The organism is Treponema sp. JC4 (assembly GCF_000260795.1).
In the GTDB taxonomy this organism is placed as follows: domain Bacteria; phylum Spirochaetota; class Spirochaetia; order Treponematales; family Treponemataceae; genus Treponema_D.
The window spans coordinates 22,058-40,010 of sequence record NZ_AJGU01000022.1 but is presented as its reverse complement, the minus strand read 5'-3'; the positions used below and the strand labels follow the sequence as shown (position 1 = coordinate 40,010).

Genomic DNA, 17,953 nt, shown 5'->3' with positions numbered 1-17,953 from the left:
ATTAGGGAAAAGATTAAAAAAGAAGGAAAAGCGTAGCGGAGGAAAAAATGATTATTAATAATAACTAATTAAAATAAAAAAAACAAGCGCGAAGGAGAAGCTGTGGATTGCAAAAACACTCTGTTTGTGAACGTTGCTGACTACAGTCAGCAACAGTTTATAGTTACTTTAACACAAACAGCGTGTAGCGCGATATCGCGCGGTTTTGCAATCCGCAGATTCGACTGGGAGCTGTTTTTTTTAGGTGTTTATAGTTTAATTATTAAGCAATCAAAGAGAATACCATTGCGAACAAAGCAACAGATTCACAAAGACCTACAACCATGATGTACTGAGCAAAGCCTTTACCAGTTTCACCAAGAGCATCAGAACCTGCAGCACCAGCTTTTCCCTGTGCGATTGCAGAGAAACACATAGCAAGACCAGAAGCAATACCAAGACCAAGTGCAAAACCAGGTGTCATTTCACCACTCATTACTTTTGGCTTCAAAGCGATGTTCATCAAAAGGAAGCCGTAAATTGTCTGTGTAAGAGGAGCACCGGCAAATACAGTGAGGATGAATGGTGCCGGTTTATTGTTTACATAACAACGTTTCCAGGCTCCGATAGCTCCCTGACCAGCGATTCCGATTCCGATTGCTGAACCGATAGCAGCAATACCCATACAAACAGCAGCACCAATGTAACCCCAAATTTCCATATTTTTCTCCTTTAACCCGCAAACGCAAGGTTTAATTTAATATTTCATTATCTGCCCAAGCAGATTTAATAACTTAAGTATATGCCGCCAAACGACGGCTTTTTTTTACGAAGATTTTTTCTCCGCAAAAGGATTGAATTTTGTTCCGCTCCATGCCATTCCGATATGTGTACAGAATTCAAGTGTATTCAAACGAACACCGTGTACAATTACCGAAAGCAGGTTCAGAATCATGTTCAAACCATGTCCAAATACCAGCAGCACTATTGCCGCAATAAACAGAACTGCGTGTCCAAGAATTGGACCTGCAAGTGTGTTTACTGTATTAGAAATAGCAGCACCGGCAAGACCTACAGCCCAAAGTCGGATGTAAGAAACAATATCAGAGAATACGTTTACGACTCCCAAAAGAACCGAAATAATATTCTTACAAGATTCCAGGATAGAAGCTCCAATGCTTCCTTCATAGTTGGCAAATACAAAGCTCAGAACAAATCCCGCAGCAATCAGAGAAATCTCAATTTTACCCACAGGAACAGTTCCAATGTAGCCAAGCATTGGGAATACATCAGAATTTACAACCATAGAAAGTACAACCCAGAACATACCAATAAGCTGCATAAGTGAACCAATATCACCTACCGCCTTTAAGCCGTTCTTAAGGCTGATGTTTCTTGCTGCCGCCTTAATATGTGCAACTGCAAGCTGAATAAGTGCCAGAGAGAAGCAGAAAATCTGCAGGTTCTGACTCTTTGTAAGTCCTACAGCCTTACCACCAACCTCGCTAACCCAAGGAACCTGCCAGAGAGTATCTTCATAGGCAGAAGAAATCCAAGGAATAGAAAGATTTTTAAGCCAGTCTGGAAGCATATCTACAGGAATACCAAACCAGGTACAGGTTACGGCACCCCAAACGATAGTTGCTATAGAAACCAGCGTAATAAGACCGAATACAGGCGCAACCTTTTTGCCAGACGCTTTTGACTTAAGCATAAGTAAAAGTGTCAGAACAAGGACAAGTGCACCGTAGCCCCCGTCTCCAAAAATCATTGCAAAGAATACTGTAAAGAACAGTAAGAACCAGCCCGAAATATCAAATTCATGATAGCCAGGAACAGTTCCCAAAAAGTCTGTAAGAGGATAAATCAGACTTACAAACTTGTTGTTCTTAAGCTTTGTAGGAACGGCAACATCATCTTCTTCAGGGTCTGCATAAGCAAGAGCCCAGTTGTTCTTAGCACAGTCAGCCTTAAATTCTTCAAGGTTTGCTGCTGGAACATAGCCGCTGATCCATGCAAGGTCATTTTCGTCACCAGAAGTTTCACGCTCCATTCCGGCATTTACGTTTTCAAACTCAATGTCGGTTTCAAGATTTTTCTTAAAACTTGAAATTGACGGAAGATACTTTGCATTTGCCGCAAAGAATGCTTCTATATCAGAAACTTTCTTTTCATCAGCTTTTATCTCGTTTTCCAAAAGCTTTGTAGAAATTCGTGGTAAAGGAACTTCAAATGCTTCGGGCATAAGATTTTCCGGGCGACCTTCACCACCGTTTATAATCATAAAGCGTGCAGTCTTTTTATCCTTATTTACAAGGATTGTCTGAATCTGTTCGTCTATCTGATTATATTTTTCTACAGGAACTTCATACATCTTAAGCTGAATGCCTTTTGTAATAAGGTATTCAAAATCTTCGTTTGTAACAGTTCCCCAGCCGCTAAAGCGGTCAAGCTCAGTTGCATCTGCAGAAATTTCTTCCAGAAGCTGCTTTTTACGCTCTGATTTAGCAACAATGTCTGCACAGAGTTTTGCAGTATCTTCATCAGAAAGAGCCGGCGCCATACCTTTTTTAGCCTTAGGAGCCTTAATTTCTCCTAAAACAGATTCAGCAACCAGTGCATTCGCAGAGGCTTCCTTAAAGGCAGAAAGTTTTTCACTTGCGCCTTCAAGTTTTTCCAGGTGAACAAGACCGATTTTTCTAAGATTAACAAGAGCCTCTTCACGTTCCTTATTTAAGAGAACAAGAGAGACTTTTTTCATTGGTTCAATCATTTACCTGCCTCCTGTTCTTCTTCGGAATTATTCTGAAGCTTTTTCTTTGATATTTTACTTCGGACAACCGCCGCAACCTGCTCATCACCAAGATAAACAGATATTTTCTTGATATTAGCCTTTGTCTCAGGAATCTTAACCTTTTCAAACAGGTTTACACGCTGTGTTGTGGTTCTGAGTTCCTTTGAAAGAAGCCTTACCTGTTCATCAAGAACTTCGGCTTCAAGGTCTAAAGAAAGGGCCTTTTCCATTCTGTCGGCTGCCATATCAATCCACAATGGGGTTTCGTACAAGTCGTAGTCCCCTCGTGAAAAGTCAGCGCCTTCATAAATAGGAATTGCTACACCGGCAATATTACCCCATCCTTTTTTGATGTTTTTTACGGTAACCATTTCCGGCTTAAAAGCCTCTTCTTCTCCGAATACTGCAATCCATGCGTCGAATTCCTTTTCGAGCGCCGCTCTTGCAGCACGGACTTCTCTGGCCTTCTGGTCTATTGTGCGGATTTCTGTCTGAAGCTGTTGTTTTTTAAGCACAAGGGTCGGAAGATAGCGGTTATACATTTTAAGCGCATCTTTCTGGACCTTCTGCTCATTTTTTGTCAGCTTAATCTTTGCCATCAATTACCTCACAAATAATCGCTTACTTCTTTGGCCAGTGTTTTTCAATCAAAGATGATTTAAGACCAGTTTCCTCAGGCTCGAAGCAGTCTGCAAGGATTTTCCATCCAAGATCGAGAGCTTCTTCCAGAGAAATATTCTTTGAAAGGTCCATCATCTCTGACTCAAACATTTTTCCGTAAGTAAGGAGTTTTTCATCCCACTTACTCATGATAAATCCCATTGATTTCTTTTCAAGGGTGTCTTTATAGCTTGAGTAAAGACGAATCATACCGTCCATAAGTCCGCGGTGGTCATCACGAGTTGTACCGTTTACGTTCTGCTTCAAGCGTGAAAGAGAACCGAACGGCTCAATACGACCGCCTTTAAGGTAGTACTGACCTTCTGTGATGTAACCTGTGTTATCTGGAACCGGGTGAGTAACGTCGTCACCAGGCATTGTTGTAACGGCAAGAACTGTTACAGAACCTGCACCTTCAAAGTCAACAGCCTTTTCGTAGCGGGCTGCAAGCTGAGAGTAGAGGTCTCCAGGGTAACCGCGGTTAGAAGGAACCTGCTCCTGTGTAATGGCAATTTCCTTCATAGAGTCTGCAAAGTTTGTCATATCGGTAAGAAGTACAAGTACGTCTTTTCCTTTAAGGGCAAACTGCTCGGCAACTGCAAGAGAAAGGTCAGGAATCTTCTGACATTCTACAGTTGGGTCTGCCGCAGTATGAATGAACATAACTGTGTGGCTCAAAGCCCCACCTTCTTCCAGAGTCTTTTTGAAGAAGAGGTAGTCATCGTATTTAAGACCCATACCACCGAGTACGATTACGTCAACTTCTGCCTGCATGGCAATGCGGGCAAGCAGCTGGTTGTAAGGTTCACCAGAAATTGAGAAAATAGGCAGCTTCTGAGATACAACCAGAGTATTGAACATATCAATCATCGGAATACCGGTACGAATCATACGCTTAGCCATGATACGTTTTGAAGGGTTTACAGAAGGACCACCGATTGTAACAAGACTGTCTGTAAGGGCAGGTCCGTTATCACGAGGTTCTGCAGAACCGTTGAAGATACGTCCAAGAAGATCATCAGAGAAAGAAACTTTCATCTGATGGCCCAGGAATTTAATATGGTCGCCGGTTGAAATACCGCGTCCGCCGGCAAATACCTGAAGGCTTACTACATCACCTTCAATTTTATTTACTTCGGCAAGTGATTTACCAAAACGAGTTTCGATTTCTGCAAGCTCACCGTAAGCTACGTTATCAGCTTTTACAGTGATTACGCTTCCGACGATGGATTCGATTCTACTATAAACTTTGTTCATAACTATTCACCATCCTTAAGCATTGCGCTTACTTCATCGCGAACTTTACCGTTTGCAGAAGCATAATGGGCATCAAAGTCTTTTTCTGCCTTGTAGAAGTCATCTGTGTTCCAGATTGTGTAGTTCCAGTCAAGGAACTTCTGACGAAGCTGGTTGAAGAAGTTGCGGGCAGCATCTTTATCAGCAAGGTCAAAATCAGAACCGATTACTTTTACAACTTTTGCAAAAGTATATTTCTGACGGTCAACGCAGACAGCGGCATCAACTTCATCAAAAGAGTTCTGCTGCATGTAAACAGCATCAATAAATTCACTCTTAAGATATTCGATGTAGTCTTCTGTTGTAGTACCGTCTTCACCAATTACCTTCATCATCTGGTTTACTTCTACACCGCGCAGGAATACCTTGCGGGCATAGCTTACCAGTTCTTCACGGATAACTGATTTGTATTTAGACCATGAAATAATAGGGTCAATGGCAGGATACTTACGTGCATCTGAACGTTCACGTGAAAGTCCGTGGAAGGCACCTACTACCTTCAAAGTTGCCTGAGTTACAGGCTCTTCAAAGTTACCGCCGGCAGGAGATACTGTACCACCGATTGTTACAGAACCAACCTTTCCGTCGCGCAATCTTACAATACCTGCACGCTCGTAGAAGGCCGCAATGTAAGATTCCAGGTAAGCAGGGAAAGCTTCCTCTCCAGGAATCTCTTCAAGACGACCAGACATTTCGCGCAAAGCCTGTGCCCAGCGTGATGTAGAATCTGCAAGAAGAAGAACGTGAAGTCCCATCTGGCGGTAGTATTCTGCCAGAGTTACAGACGTATAAACCGAAGCTTCTCGCGAAGCAACAGGCATTGACGAAGTATTACAAATGATGATTGTTCGCTCCATCAAAGAACGTCCTGTTCTAGGGTCTTTAAGTTCAGGGAACTCTTTAATTGTTTCTACAACTTCACCCGCACGTTCACCGCAGGCAGCGATGATTACGATATCAACGTCGGCATTTCGTGATGTTGTATGCTGGAGTACAGTTTTTCCGGCACCGAAAGGTCCAGGAATACAATAAGTACCACCTTTAGAAACTGGATAGAAGGTATCGATAAGACGAACCTGAGTTACCATTGGCTCAGATGGAGCAAGGCGTTCTGCATAGCAGTCAACGGCACGTTTTACAGGCCACTTGAATGCCATCTTAAGTTCGTGATCTTTACCTTTTTCATCAGTTACAACAGCCATTACATCTTCAATAGTATAAGAGCCGGCTGGAGTAACCTTTTTAACTGTATACATTCCCAGTAAATCAAAAGGAACAAGAATTTTATGAGTAAAAGGTCCTTCCGGAACAGAACCGATGGAATCTCCGCGAAGAAGTTTGTCGCCCTCTTTTACGCTTGGAGTCCAGTCCCATTTTTTATCGCGTGGAAGTGAATCTACATAAACACCGCGCTCAAGGAAGAAGCCTGCTTTTTCTGCAACCAGAGGAAGAGGGTTCTGAAGACCATCAAAAGTCTGTCCCAAAAGTCCTGGTCCCAATTCTGCACAAAGGAGATCGCCGACAAGTTCTACAGTGTCACCGGCTTTAATGCCCTGTGTCATTTCGAAAATCTGCATCTGGGCCTTATTGCCTCGGATACGGATTACTTCTCCTCGTAGTTTTTTTCCGTCAACATTAACGTAACCTACTTCGTTCATGGAAACTTCGCCATCAAACTGGATTGTTACCATGTTTCCGTTAATGCCGACTACCTTAGCTTTTGTATCCGTCATTTCTATTATTTATCCCCTTCAAGAATATTATCATAAATTTTATGATAAGAAGTTTTACCAATTTCAGCATCAAACTTTTTCATGCGTTCTACAAGCAAAAGCCTGATTCCGTACGCATAAACTGAATCCACCGAAAACGAATCAAGAGGTCTTAATTCATCAAGAAGTCTGATTCGGTACTCAAAAAGAAACTGTTCTGCGCTCAAAGGACTGTCCATTCCAACTGCAGTGCGGGCTGCCTGAATAATATCAGCAGTAACGCCTGGAGGAAGAACAGCAGCATCTTTTTTCATTTTCTGAGCACGAATTTGTGCCAGAGCATAGCGCAGGCTTCTTTCTTTTTCATACCAAGTATCCAAAAAGACAGAACCTGTAGATGAAGCATCTTTTGGCGGAACAAGCGAAAGCGAACCGACAACTGATTTTTCATCTTCGGAAAGAAAACGACAGCACAATTCCTTAAAACTTTCCTGATTTAAAGGAAGAGCTGATTTTCCTTCTGCAGCAGAGATATTTGGTAACTGTGAAACCAAATAATAATATGCCACTACTCTGTTCCTTTTGCAGCGGTTTTCATAAGTGCTGCAACTTTTGGATTAAGATATGCACCGAACATTTCTGCAAGTGATTCAGCAGAATAATCATAATATGCGGCGCCGTTTTTAACTCCGATTCTAAAGCCGGCTGTCAAAGTCTTATCAGGCTTGATTTCGAGTCCTTTAGAAATTTCAGCTTTAAGGTCGCCTGTAAGGGCAGATTCCAAAGATTTCAAATCTTTTTCAGCAAGCAGAACAGAAAGTTCTGAAGCATCGCTGTTTTTTGCCCATGCTTTTACTGTTTCAGGGATAAGTTTTGCAAGGACATCTTTTGTTGCTGCCTTTGCTGTCTCTGCCTGAATAAGTCCATCAAGTTCAGCTACGAGAGAATCCTTAAATGAAAGCAGCATATTTCTTCCAGCCTGAACGATAGCCTCTTCACTGGCTTTTTCCATTCTTTCTGTTTCTGCTTTTGCATTTTTAATGATTTCTGCAGCCTTGTCCTGAGCATCTGCAACGATACTTTCAGCTTTCTTTTCAGCTTCTGCAATTTTTTTTGCAGCTTCAGCTTCAGCAGTTGCAACGCCATCTTTTTTGATCTTATCAATCAGTTCTTGTAATTGTACGTCCATCATAACCTCGCAAAATAATTTCCATTAGTAATATATAAAGTTTATACGCGAATTCTGTATAATTCAAACAAAATGTTTTAAGAATTACACTTTTTTTCGCGATAAACTGAATTTGAGAATAAAAGGGCTAAATTTTGAAAGAATAAACGGTTTTTGCCTTCATTGTCTGACCTGGCTCAAGAATACAGGTCGGGAAGTCCTTCTGATTTGGTGTATCAGGGAAAACCTGAGTTTCAAGACAGAAACCGTCGTGAATATTGTATTTATTACCGCTACGGCCAACTTTGTCCTGAATAAAGTTTCCGGTATAAAGCTGACAGCCGACCATATTTGTGAATACCTGCATTTCGTGTCCTGTTACAGGCTCAGTTACTTTACAGAATTCAACAAGGTCTGAATCATCAAGAGGAACGGAAGTTTTTGTTTCTGGTGTGTAAACTTCTGTTACATAGCAGTGGTCATAGCCAGGCTTAATCTGATCAATATCCTGTCCCAAAGTTTTAGGAGTATTAAAATCAAAAGGAGTTCCAGCAACTTCAAGAAGCTTTCCTGTAGGAATGAGTTTTGGAGAAACTTCAAGATAGTATGCGGAATTCATCTGCATTACGTGATCATATACCTGACCTCGGCCTGCGAGATTAAAGTAAGAATGATTTGTAAAGTTTACTGGAGTTGCCTTGTCTGTTTTTGCAGTATAAGAACAGGTAAGGTTGTTATTCTTATCAAGAAGGTAAGTTACGGTAATTATCATATTACCAGGAAAGCCCTGCTCCCCGTCCGGTGAAAGGCGGGAAAACTGAATTCCAGCAACATTCTTTCCTTTAATGATTTTTGAATCCCATACGATTTTATGCCAGCCGTCAAAACCACCGTGAAGGCAGTTAGGTCCGTCGTTTTTATCAAGGTCGTATTTTTTACCGTTTACAGTAAACTGGGCTTTAGCAATTCTGTTTGCAAAGCGGCCTACAAAGGCTCCAAAATAACAGTCGTTGTTTACATAGCCTTCTAATGTAGAAAAGCCCAGTGTTACTTCTGTTTTTTTACCAAGTTTGTCATTTAAGATTATGCTTGTGATTGTACAGCCATAATCTGTGCAGGAAAACTGCATGTCACCGTTAGAAACGGTATAAAGGGTTACTTTTGTACCGTCCGACAAAAGACCAAATTTTGATTTATCTATCTTCATATAAAACCTCCGGAATTTATAATCCCATATCAATTACAAACTGAACTTCAGTAATTGAACAGGAAAGCTCATTTGCAATCTGCTCAATCTGAAAACCTTTATTAAACAGGTCCATTACCTGTTCTGAAAATTCTTTTTTACCTGCTGCTGCACCATTAAACTGCCTGACTTTGTTTTCAGTCTGACTTTGATTACTTTCCCTTGGTTCTTCATCTAAGACTTTTGTAATAATTAGCGGCACATGTTTGTAAGCAGAACCATCGGGCATTACGTTAGTTACATCATCTAAAATAGGATTATTATTAGCAGTCTCTTCTTCGGCATCAAAAAGAGAACTCTGCTGAGGTTTTACAATTTCATAAGAGGAATCAGGAGAAATTGCCTGATTATCAAAAAGAGAAGGAGTATTATTTTCTTGCACGACAATTTTTTTAGAAACAGAAGGTTTTCTTACAGGCTTTATTTCAGAAACATTTTTATTTTCTACATATAAAGGGCTGTTTCCGCTAAGCCTGCTGACTTTATCAGCTTCGGCAATTGCATTCTGTAAAAGTCTGCTTGCTTCGCGGAACTGTTCCATTTTATGTTCAGTTTCGTTTAAAAGTGCCCGCAGTCTTCTTGAAGATTCATTAATCAAATCCAGGTCCCGGTTTGCCTGTCCGTTAATATCTTTTATCATTCTGTCCATATAGGACTTTGTTTTTTCAATGATATTTTCAGTAGAGAAAATTTTTTTAAAGCGGATAAGAAAAATTAAAAGAAGAACTATTGTAATTAAACTTAAGGTTATTGCAATCGTAGCAGCCACACTTTACCCCGTTACCTTGTTATATCTATAATCGTTCCTATATATGGTGAACCAGACTTTGAGCCTGTCTGTGAATCATTAGTCCTGTTCTCACCATCCCCTTCTTCCTTCTGACCGTTTTCTTTTTTCCGCCAAAAGCCGCAGCTCCGCCTCTTCCATCTTTATCAACAGAATTTGCATCAGCCCTTTCTGTCTGAGTCTGCTGAACCTTGCTGGCATTTTCAAGACTGCGCTGAATATTATTCTGCTGCTGCATAGCCTCCGTAAGCTGAGCCTGCTGGCCTGCCGCCATAGTCTTGGAAAGATTAGAGAGCTGAGAATACATTGTTTGGAGATCAATCGGCTGTATACCCATCCGGCATTCCTATGTCAGCAGCAGGAGGTTCATATTCACCGCGCTTACTGAGCTTACTAGCATCATCGTAGAAGAAGGTTGTCTTCTTACAATCCATCTTAATTTCATCAAGCGCGTCGCGGATATAAATTTTTACGCCGGCATAAACTGTATCTTCAGCTTTAACCTTACCGATTGCCTTAAGTTCCTTAAGGTGAGCCTGAATGCCTGCAATTTCGTCATTTATCTGCTCAAGCTCCTGGTAAAGCTGCTGCTGTTTTTCTTTAAATTCAGAAAGTTTATCTTCCTTATCTTGAGGAAGCTTTTTACGCAGCTTTTTCTGCTGCTCCAGAGTCTGGATATCAAGGTCAAGTTTTTCGTATTCAGTTGTATTTTTAGACTGCATTTTCTGCAGTTCTTCAAGGCGTTTTTTAGCACGAGGATCAATACCAACTTCAAGAATAGTTTCTGTACCGCCACCAGGGGAACCAATCTTTTTAGCGCAGATTTCCTCTGTTGCAAGAAGATGTCCGCCAAGAATCTGAGCCTTCTTACCCCGCACAATGATATTCTTCATCGCAGTAACATTAGAGTTAATGATACTGTCATTTACAACGACATTTTCTTCAACTTCAACGGTGGCCTCGTTAATAAACTTAGCCCAGAGAGATTTTCCGGCCTTAATATAACCTTCACCCTTACCAAAAATACCCTGGCTTACAATAATGTTACCGGTTGCTTCAAGATGAGATTTATCTACAATGCCGTTTACTTCAATATTAGTTGCTTCTACGCGGAAGCCTTCTTCAACCGAGCCCTTAATGATAACCGTACCAACAAATTTAATATCACCAGTCTTAACATTAACTGCATCAAGATATTTAACAGGTTCAACAGTAATCTTTCCGTTTACAATCATAACTTCACCGTCAATAGAAGCCTTGATTGTAATTCCGTCGCGGTCCCACTCTGTATTTGCACCAAGCTGAACTACAGTATCTTTTCCGTCTTTTGCATCAAGCCAGCGACCAAGAAGAGTCTTACCGCCTTTACCTTTTTCTGCCGGAACTTTAGTTGCAAGCGGCTGACCTGCAATAACGTTTTGAATCTGGTTAAGTTGCTTAAAGTTAATTCTGCCTGATTCTTCGCTGACCTTAGGCTTAAGCTTTTTAGGGTCCGTTTCAAAGTTATAGGAAATATATGAATCATGTCCGTCAACCGGCATAACTGCATGACAGATTTCAAAAGGAGTATTGTAAACGGGAGAATCAACAAATTCACGAACCTTATCTTCAAGCACACAGTCTGCAAGAATTCCCTGCTGAAAGCATGCTCTCTTTATAGCTTCAACAGAAGCTTCCTGACCGCTCATGGCAGGAGGAGAAACAATAAGGGTTCCAGACATTTCGTCTTTTGCAATATCAACGGCAATAAGAACGTCGCCTGCCTGAACATGCTTGTAGTCACCGACCTTCTGATATTCGTTATCCGTACCGTTTTTAATGTATTTTTTAATTGCGTCTTCGTCAAAAGAAATAGTATCTTCGCGTTTAACTTCATCAAGAACTTCACGAAGCTGAATTGGAGCGCCGCTTCCAAGAGGAAGAACAATCTTGAGCATGATATCCGAACCAAAGTGACGTACATAGAACATTCCGTCTCTGTCCACAGTCTTTTCTGTATCTTCCAGTTCGTCGTCTGTAAAAAGACCTTCCGAAGCAAGTTTCTGAACTTTTTTTACGGTAGAAGGATCCTGATAAATCTTAAGTTTCCAGGGCTTTTTACCAATTCCTAAGAATCCGTCACTCCCCTTTTCAATAACTTCATATTGCAGGTTACCGACTTTTGTATCAAGCTGAACGGCAGCATCAGCAAGTGCTTCATCAATAGTATCAGCGTGAACATCAACATTATGAAGCTGCTGGTCTGTATCCAGCCGAGATTTCATTTCTGCACGGATTTTTTCCAGGGTAACCATAATTCATCGCCCCAGTCTTAGATAATTCCCTTTCTAAGATTTGTAAGCTTAGCACGAAGACGCAGGTTTGCCTTTGTATGAAGCTGAGAAATACGCGATTCACTTACTTCAAGAACTTCGCCGATTTCCTTAAAGGTCAAATCTTCGTGGTAGTACAATACAATTACCATTTTTTCTTTTTCAGGAAGCTCACTGATAGCCTGGGCAATTACCTTTTTAATTTCTTCACGTTCAGCAATAACATCCGGATTAAGGCTTGAAGGAGCTTCAATGTTGTTTCCGATAGACATATTGTCGTTATCATCACCGGAATACCATACATCATTCAAAGAAAGCACGCTTGTACCAGAAACCTTCATAATAGTGCGGTGATATTCATCTTCGCTCATATTAAGGCTTTCTGCGATTTCAGAATCTGTTGCAGTACGTCCAAGGCGCGACTCCAGAGAAACGATTGCATCTTCAATTTCGCGCGATTTCTGGCGGACAGAACGAGGAACCCAGTCAATCTGACGAAGTTCATCAAAAATTGCACCGCGGATACGGGTTACTGCATAAGTTTTAAACTTTACATTCTTTGCCGGGTCATATTTTGTAATAGCATCCAAAAGACCAAACTGACCAAATCCTACAAGGTCATCAAATTCAACACTGTTAGGCATTCCAACAGCAACCTTGCCGGCAACATATTTTACAAGAGGCATATACTGTCTTATAAATTTATCACGCAAGGCCGGAGACTTTGTCTTTTTGAATTCTTCCCAAAGGTCATCTTCTTCCTGAGTATCATTTACTGGCATACCTTACCCCTCTATATCCTTAACTTTCTTCCCTTGATAAAACCGAACTGATTGCTTTTGCCATCACTTCAGCATCTTTTACCCCTAATTCACTTCCGTCATTATGACTTGATGAAACAGTAGTAGTATATGAGCTGTCGCTTTCAACAGCACTCTCTCCATTTTCTTCCGAAGAAGAAGCATTTTCCATTACAAAAGAACTCATATCCGGCAGAGTATCAAGTCCGCCAGATTCTTCTGATGATGAAGCACCAGCCCCGGCATTGTCGGAAGGCGCCGGCCTTTCTTCAGCTGCAGCACCACTTTCTTCAGTCTGTGCCGGGGCCGGGCCCTGCACTTTTGCAGCCGACTGAGCCGCCCCTGCATTGGCTTCTGCCATAGCTGATGCAACTTCGTCACTGGCATTCTGAACTGCAGGCTTTTCTTCCGCCGCAGAAGGAGCAGCAGCAAAAACTGCAGCTCGTGAAATTGAGCCTGTACTTCTTAAATCTGAGTTATTAAGCATCTGATGAGAAGAATCATCTACAACATATGCATTGCCGTTTTCATCTGCATCCAGTTCTTCATCATGAACGTATAAATCAACCTTAGTTCCAACCTGAGGATTTGAAGCAGGAGAAGTTTCTGACACATCCATTGAATCGGCATCGTCCATTAAGAAATTGTTTGCAAGAAAATAAAAGCCAAAGCCAAGACCTGCAAATACTAATGCAATGATTAAAGCCCTTATTAAAAGGATTAAAAAAGCGGCGTGGGAGGTAAAACCGAAAAGCAAGGACAAAATAAATCCAAATGCTGCAAAACTAAGTGAGATTTTTATACCCTGCATTTTCCCCTCCTAACATTTTTTCCCTATTAATTATACACCATAAGATATAAAATTAATAGAAAAATTTTTACATATCGTCTTTTTTCTTCTTACTAAGGAATTTTTTAAGGAAGCTTGCAACCCCCTCGTTATATTCCGGTTCAGTTTTTTCTATTCGTCCTACTATGTGCTTAAGGCAGACAGCAGGCTTTGATGTAGGATTTACAACGATGAAAGGCTTCTGACGGATTACTGAAGCCTGTACAATAGGATCTTCGTAAACACAGCCAAGATATTCAACCTTGTAATTTAAGAACTGCCCTACAATATTTATGATTCGCTCTGAAATACGCTTTCCTTCATCTGCTGAATGAACGCGGTTTACAATAAGTTTGATATTTACAACACGGTCAACAATTTCTGTCGTGATGATTTTAATGATTCCGTAAGCATCGGTGATGGCTGTCGGCTCTGGAGTTGTAACAACATAAACTTCATCAGCTGCAGCAACAAACTGCAGAACGTTATTTGCAATACCAGCACCTGTATCAATGATGATAATATCTGCATTACCCAGTGTAGAAAACTGTTTTGCAAAGTATTCAAGCTCGTCTACGCTGAGGTTGGCAATTTTTGAAAAACCGTTTGCACCGGCAATAAACTTAATACCGAATTCGGTATCAAGGATAATCTGCTTCATTGTTTTTTTCTTATTGATTACGTGCATAAGGTTGAACTGAGGCACAACATTCAAAAGCACGTTTACGTTAGCCATACCAAGGTCACCGTCAATAAGGATAACCTTTTTACCAAGCTGGGCGTAGGCAATTGCCATGTTTACGGCAAAGTTAGTTTTTCCAACACCGCCCTTTCCGCTGGTTACGGCAATAATTCTTGTATTATGGTTCTTTCCACCAGATTTTTCGCCGGAATCTTTTGTATCATTGGAAGGAAAATTATCTTCCATTAGTTCTTTCAATCCTTCTGCCTGTTCTTCCATTTTTTATTTTCCTCCAAATTTTCCTTCAATGTGTTGTCTGTCTATATCAAAGCCTTCAAGCCGGATTAAAAAATCAACGATTGAAGCCTGTCTTAAATCCTGGGTTACATTCTGGCCGTTTGTGATATAAGAAACAGCCTTATGTTTTTTATGCAAAACACTGATTACGTTTCCGTACTGCAGTGATTCATCACTTTTTGTAATGATTACAGAATTATAGCCGAATGGTTCATAATTTTTGAAAATATTTTCAAGGTCCCGGGCTTTTGATGAAGCTGTAACTGCCAGATAAATATCCGGATTCATCTGAGGAATATCAAGAAGAAGCTTCATCTGGGCAAGATGAGTTGCATCATTAGGACTGCAGCCGGAAGTATCAATAAAGATTGCATCCATATTATCTTTATTTTCATCATAAAGGACTTTCAAATCTTCTGTTTTTTCAGCCTTAAGAACATTATAGCTCATAATATCGCCGAAGCGTTCAAGCTGCTGCAAGGCACCAACACGCATAAAGTCGGTTGTAATAAAGCATAAATTTGGACGACGGCCCTGATTTCTTTCATCCTTACGGTAAGCAAGCATAAACTGTGCTGCCAGTTTTACAAGGGTTGTAGTTTTACCAACTCCGGTAGGACCTACAATAATTACAACATGAGGAGGTCTGTGAACTTTTGGAAGTGCAATTTCAATGCTCTCTCCAATCCAGTCTACAACCTTATGCTCAACTAAATCAAAATTTTCAAGTTGTTCCAGAGAAAAATTAGCACGGATTTTTTCAGCAATTTCTTCTATGTAATCCTTTGAAAAATCATTCTGATAGAGTAAATCTTCAATTTTTACAATTGCTTCAGGATTATCAGAAGAAGAGCCTGTTTTTGTAGCAATCTGGGCAGAAAGTTCATTTTTTGTTTCTTCAAGTTTTTTGAGTCAGCTGACTTGTAAGCTGAGCTGAAAGAGACTGTACAAGAAGGGCTGTTCTATTTTTGTCAAATTCAGCTTCTTCTTCACTCTTTTTAGAAGGTTTTGCATCTGAGTAGGCCTCAGAATGACCGACAATATACCTTGTTTCTACGCCCCATTTCTTAAAAAGATTAAAAGGCCCGTATTTTATAAGCTTATTATCATGTCCTCTATAAACCCAGTCACGGCCATACATGCTGGAAATTTTTTCTTTGCATTCATCAAAAGTATCAGCTACTATTTTTTGAATATTCTCTCTTTCGTAAGCCATTTTTTATAAACCTTTTTTCCCTTTTCCTTTTTTCTAAACTTCGTCTTCAGACCTGATTTCTGCAATTATTTCAGTATCTACATTCTTACCGGCAGCCAGGATTTCCATATCAGAAAGCACAACAACTCCAGGCTGCTCACGTTCAAGCGAAGCACGAACCAGCTGACGAACATCACGCACACAAAGAATAATCGGCATAAGCCCCATATTGCTGACTTTTGAAAGACTGTCGCTTATGGCTCGGATCCACTTGCGGCGGTCAACCGGGTCAAAGGCCGGATATGGTTTTGAACCGTCAGGCGGAAGATAAGCATGAGAAGCAATCAGCTCGCTCAAAGGCTCAGAAAGACGCATTACACGAAGTTTCTTATCTGCAGGGTCCGCATACTGCATACAGATCTGAAGGCCAAGTGCTTCACGAACCTTTTCTGTAAGTTCCCAGGAAGTACGGCAGACAGAAGCGTAGTTTGCCATAGTTTCAAGAATCTTAACGTAGTTACGGATAGAAACTTTTTCTTCCAGAAGATTCTGAAGAACGCGCTCTATCATACCGTAAGAAAGTTTTGCGACATCAAGAACTTCGTTTATAAGAACAGGATTCTTTTCCTTTACCTTTTCTATGATATTTGAAACTGCCTGTCGGTCAAGCATTTCTGCCGCATGAGAGCGGATAATTTCTGTAATGTGGGTAGAAATGATTGTAGGAGGGTCTACAACTACATAACCCGCATTTTCTGCTTCCTGACGGCGGTCTTCCGGCAGCCAGATTGCATCCATTCCGAAGGCAGGGTCTTTTGTATGCTCACCTTCAATTTTATTGATTACGGCACCCGTATCCATACACATCAGATAGCCAAGACGGATATTTGCATGACCAGCTTCTATTCCCTGAATTTTGAAAGAATAGTCGTTAGGATCAAGGGTCATGTTATCCTGAATACGGATTTTCGGGATATTAAAGCCCATATCAAGGCGGGCTTCAGTTCTGATTCGGGTAATTCTTTCAAGAAGTTCAGCACCCTTTTCCTTGTTAACAAGAGGAATAAGGGCATAACCAATTTCCAGCGAAAGAGGATCCAGCATCTCAAGAGTTTTTGAATCATCTATTGGATTTGTCTGTTCAGATTTTTTAGCTTCTTCTGCCTGCTGTTTTGCAGCAACAGCTTCTTTTGTTTTCTGACGGGAAATACTGAGTCCCATCCAGAAGAAAAGAAGACCGATTGGAATAAGAAGAACCTGAGTATTATTACGGAGGGCAAAACCTGAAAGTGCAAGACCAATTCCCACAAGCTGGTAAATCTGACCATCGCGGGTAAAGTTTTTGATAAGTTTCTGATCAAAGGGTTCATCAGATTTAGTACCAGTTACAAGTACACCGGTTGCAAAAGAAATGATAAGAGAAGGAATCTGAGAAGTAAGGCCGTCACCTATTGTGAGGATTGAATAGGTAGAAACAGCTTCTCCAAATCCCATTGAATTGCGGATAACTCCAATTATAAGGCCGCCGACCAGGTTTACGATTGTAACGACAACTCCGAATTTAACGTTTCCGCTTACAAACTTAGAAGAACCGTCCATTGCAGAATAAAAGTCTATTTCGCGGCGGATTTTAGCTTTTTCAATTTCTGCTTCATCAGGGCTCAAAGCACCGCTGTTCAAACGGTTATCAATATCAAAAAGCTTCTGGTTCATGGAATCCAAACTGAAGCGGGCTGCAACTTCTGATACTCGGCTGGCACCCTTTGTAACTACAAGAATCTGGAAGATAATCAGGATTACAAAGACAATAAATCCGATTACGATATCACTTCCGGCAATAATATTTGCAAAGGCCTGAACCATAAAGCTCTGATTTGCAAGTCTGTGACCGGCGCCCATTGTTCCGCTTAAAATAAGACGGGTTGAAGAAATATTAATTGCAACAGAAAAAATAGTGGCAAAAAGGACTACACGGGGGAAGGTTTCAAAATCTGATGCACGAGGGGTACTTACAACTACAAGAAGGATAATTACAGAAACAGCAATGTTTAAAATCATGCAGAAGTCGATAAGCAGCTGAGGCATTGGTAAAATTACTAGAAAAACGCCCACTAAGGCTGCTACAGCAACAGCATTCTGCTGAATAAAATTTAAAACATTTCCCCTTTTTTCGTTTGCCATTAAGTCCCCACCCTT

At 40.8% G+C, this 17,953-nt stretch carries 17 protein-coding genes; all 17 read right to left on the bottom strand.

The features are described 5' to 3' along the window. Positions 1 to 262 precede the first annotated feature (262 nt). The 17 genes from MSI_RS09285 to MSI_RS09205 all read right to left on the bottom strand — a co-directional run bounded on the left by MSI_RS09285 (position 263) and on the right by MSI_RS09205 (position 17,938). A complete protein-coding gene (locus tag MSI_RS09285) occupies positions 263 to 700 on the bottom strand; it encodes an ATP synthase subunit K (RefSeq protein WP_009106122.1) in 438 nt (145 codons plus the stop codon). A 105-nt stretch (positions 701 to 805) separates the two neighbouring features. After that, positions 806 to 2,752 carry a V-type ATP synthase subunit I gene (locus tag MSI_RS09280; protein ID WP_009106121.1) on the bottom strand — a complete coding sequence of 649 codons (1,947 nt, stop codon included), beginning with the start codon at positions 2,750 to 2,752 and terminating at the stop codon, positions 806 to 808. Continuing rightward, positions 2,749 to 3,372 (bottom strand): V-type ATP synthase subunit D, encoded by a 624-nt coding sequence (locus MSI_RS09275; protein ID WP_009106120.1) that lies wholly within the window; start codon positions 3,370 to 3,372, stop codon positions 2,749 to 2,751. Before MSI_RS09275 ends, MSI_RS09280 begins: the two co-directional genes overlap by 4 nt. A gap of 22 nt (positions 3,373 to 3,394) precedes the next feature. Further along, positions 3,395 to 4,690, bottom strand: a complete 1,296-nt coding sequence (locus tag MSI_RS09270; protein WP_009106118.1) for a V-type ATP synthase subunit B — start codon at positions 4,688 to 4,690, stop codon at positions 3,395 to 3,397. Between the two features lie 2 nt (positions 4,691 to 4,692). Next, a complete protein-coding gene (locus MSI_RS09265) occupies positions 4,693 to 6,462 on the bottom strand; it encodes a V-type ATP synthase subunit A (RefSeq protein WP_009106116.1) in 1,770 nt (589 codons plus the stop codon). Between the two features lie 5 nt (positions 6,463 to 6,467). Further along, positions 6,468 to 7,010 carry a DUF2764 family protein gene (locus MSI_RS09260; RefSeq protein ID WP_009106114.1) on the bottom strand — a complete coding sequence of 181 codons (543 nt, stop codon included), beginning with the start codon at positions 7,008 to 7,010 and terminating at the stop codon, positions 6,468 to 6,470. Continuing rightward, positions 7,010 to 7,630, bottom strand: a complete 621-nt coding sequence (locus MSI_RS09255) for an ATP synthase subunit E (RefSeq protein ID WP_009106113.1) — start codon at positions 7,628 to 7,630, stop codon at positions 7,010 to 7,012. Before MSI_RS09255 ends, MSI_RS09260 begins: the two co-directional genes overlap by 1 nt. A gap of 127 nt (positions 7,631 to 7,757) precedes the next feature. Then, positions 7,758 to 8,816: an aldose epimerase family protein gene (locus MSI_RS09250; RefSeq protein ID WP_009106111.1), complete on the bottom strand. Its 1,059-nt coding sequence runs from the start codon at positions 8,814 to 8,816 to the stop codon at positions 7,758 to 7,760. A gap of 16 nt (positions 8,817 to 8,832) precedes the next feature. Beyond that, positions 8,833 to 9,624 (bottom strand): hypothetical protein, encoded by a 792-nt coding sequence (locus tag MSI_RS09245; protein WP_009106109.1) that lies wholly within the window; start codon positions 9,622 to 9,624, stop codon positions 8,833 to 8,835. Between the two features lie 37 nt (positions 9,625 to 9,661). Then, positions 9,662 to 9,979, bottom strand: coding sequence for a hypothetical protein (locus tag MSI_RS09240; protein WP_009106108.1), 318 nt, complete (start codon positions 9,977 to 9,979; stop codon positions 9,662 to 9,664). Next, a complete protein-coding gene (locus MSI_RS09235; RefSeq protein ID WP_009106106.1) occupies positions 9,960 to 11,936 on the bottom strand; it encodes a FapA family protein in 1,977 nt (658 codons plus the stop codon). The genes MSI_RS09240 and MSI_RS09235 overlap by 20 nt, the downstream gene beginning before the upstream one ends. A gap of 17 nt (positions 11,937 to 11,953) precedes the next feature. Next, positions 11,954 to 12,736, bottom strand: coding sequence for an RNA polymerase sigma factor WhiG (gene whiG / locus MSI_RS09230; RefSeq protein WP_009106104.1), 783 nt, complete (start codon positions 12,734 to 12,736; stop codon positions 11,954 to 11,956). A 19-nt stretch (positions 12,737 to 12,755) separates the two neighbouring features. Then, positions 12,756 to 13,565: a hypothetical protein gene (locus MSI_RS09225; RefSeq protein ID WP_009106103.1), complete on the bottom strand. Its 810-nt coding sequence runs from the start codon at positions 13,563 to 13,565 to the stop codon at positions 12,756 to 12,758. A 67-nt stretch (positions 13,566 to 13,632) separates the two neighbouring features. Beyond that, positions 13,633 to 14,544: a MinD/ParA family protein gene (locus MSI_RS09220; RefSeq protein ID WP_009106101.1), complete on the bottom strand. Its 912-nt coding sequence runs from the start codon at positions 14,542 to 14,544 to the stop codon at positions 13,633 to 13,635. 3 nt (positions 14,545 to 14,547) lie between these two features. Beyond that, positions 14,548 to 15,192 (bottom strand): hypothetical protein, encoded by a 645-nt coding sequence (locus MSI_RS09215; RefSeq protein WP_255324520.1) that lies wholly within the window; start codon positions 15,190 to 15,192, stop codon positions 14,548 to 14,550. Between the two features lie 268 nt (positions 15,193 to 15,460). Continuing rightward, positions 15,461 to 15,778 carry a hypothetical protein gene (locus tag MSI_RS09210; protein ID WP_009106098.1) on the bottom strand — a complete coding sequence of 106 codons (318 nt, stop codon included), beginning with the start codon at positions 15,776 to 15,778 and terminating at the stop codon, positions 15,461 to 15,463. Between the two features lie 33 nt (positions 15,779 to 15,811). Further along, on the bottom strand, positions 15,812 to 17,938 hold the full coding sequence (locus tag MSI_RS09205; protein WP_009106096.1) for a flagellar biosynthesis protein FlhA: 2,127 nt from the start codon (positions 17,936 to 17,938) through the stop codon (positions 15,812 to 15,814). Positions 17,939 to 17,953: the final 15 nt, after the last annotated feature.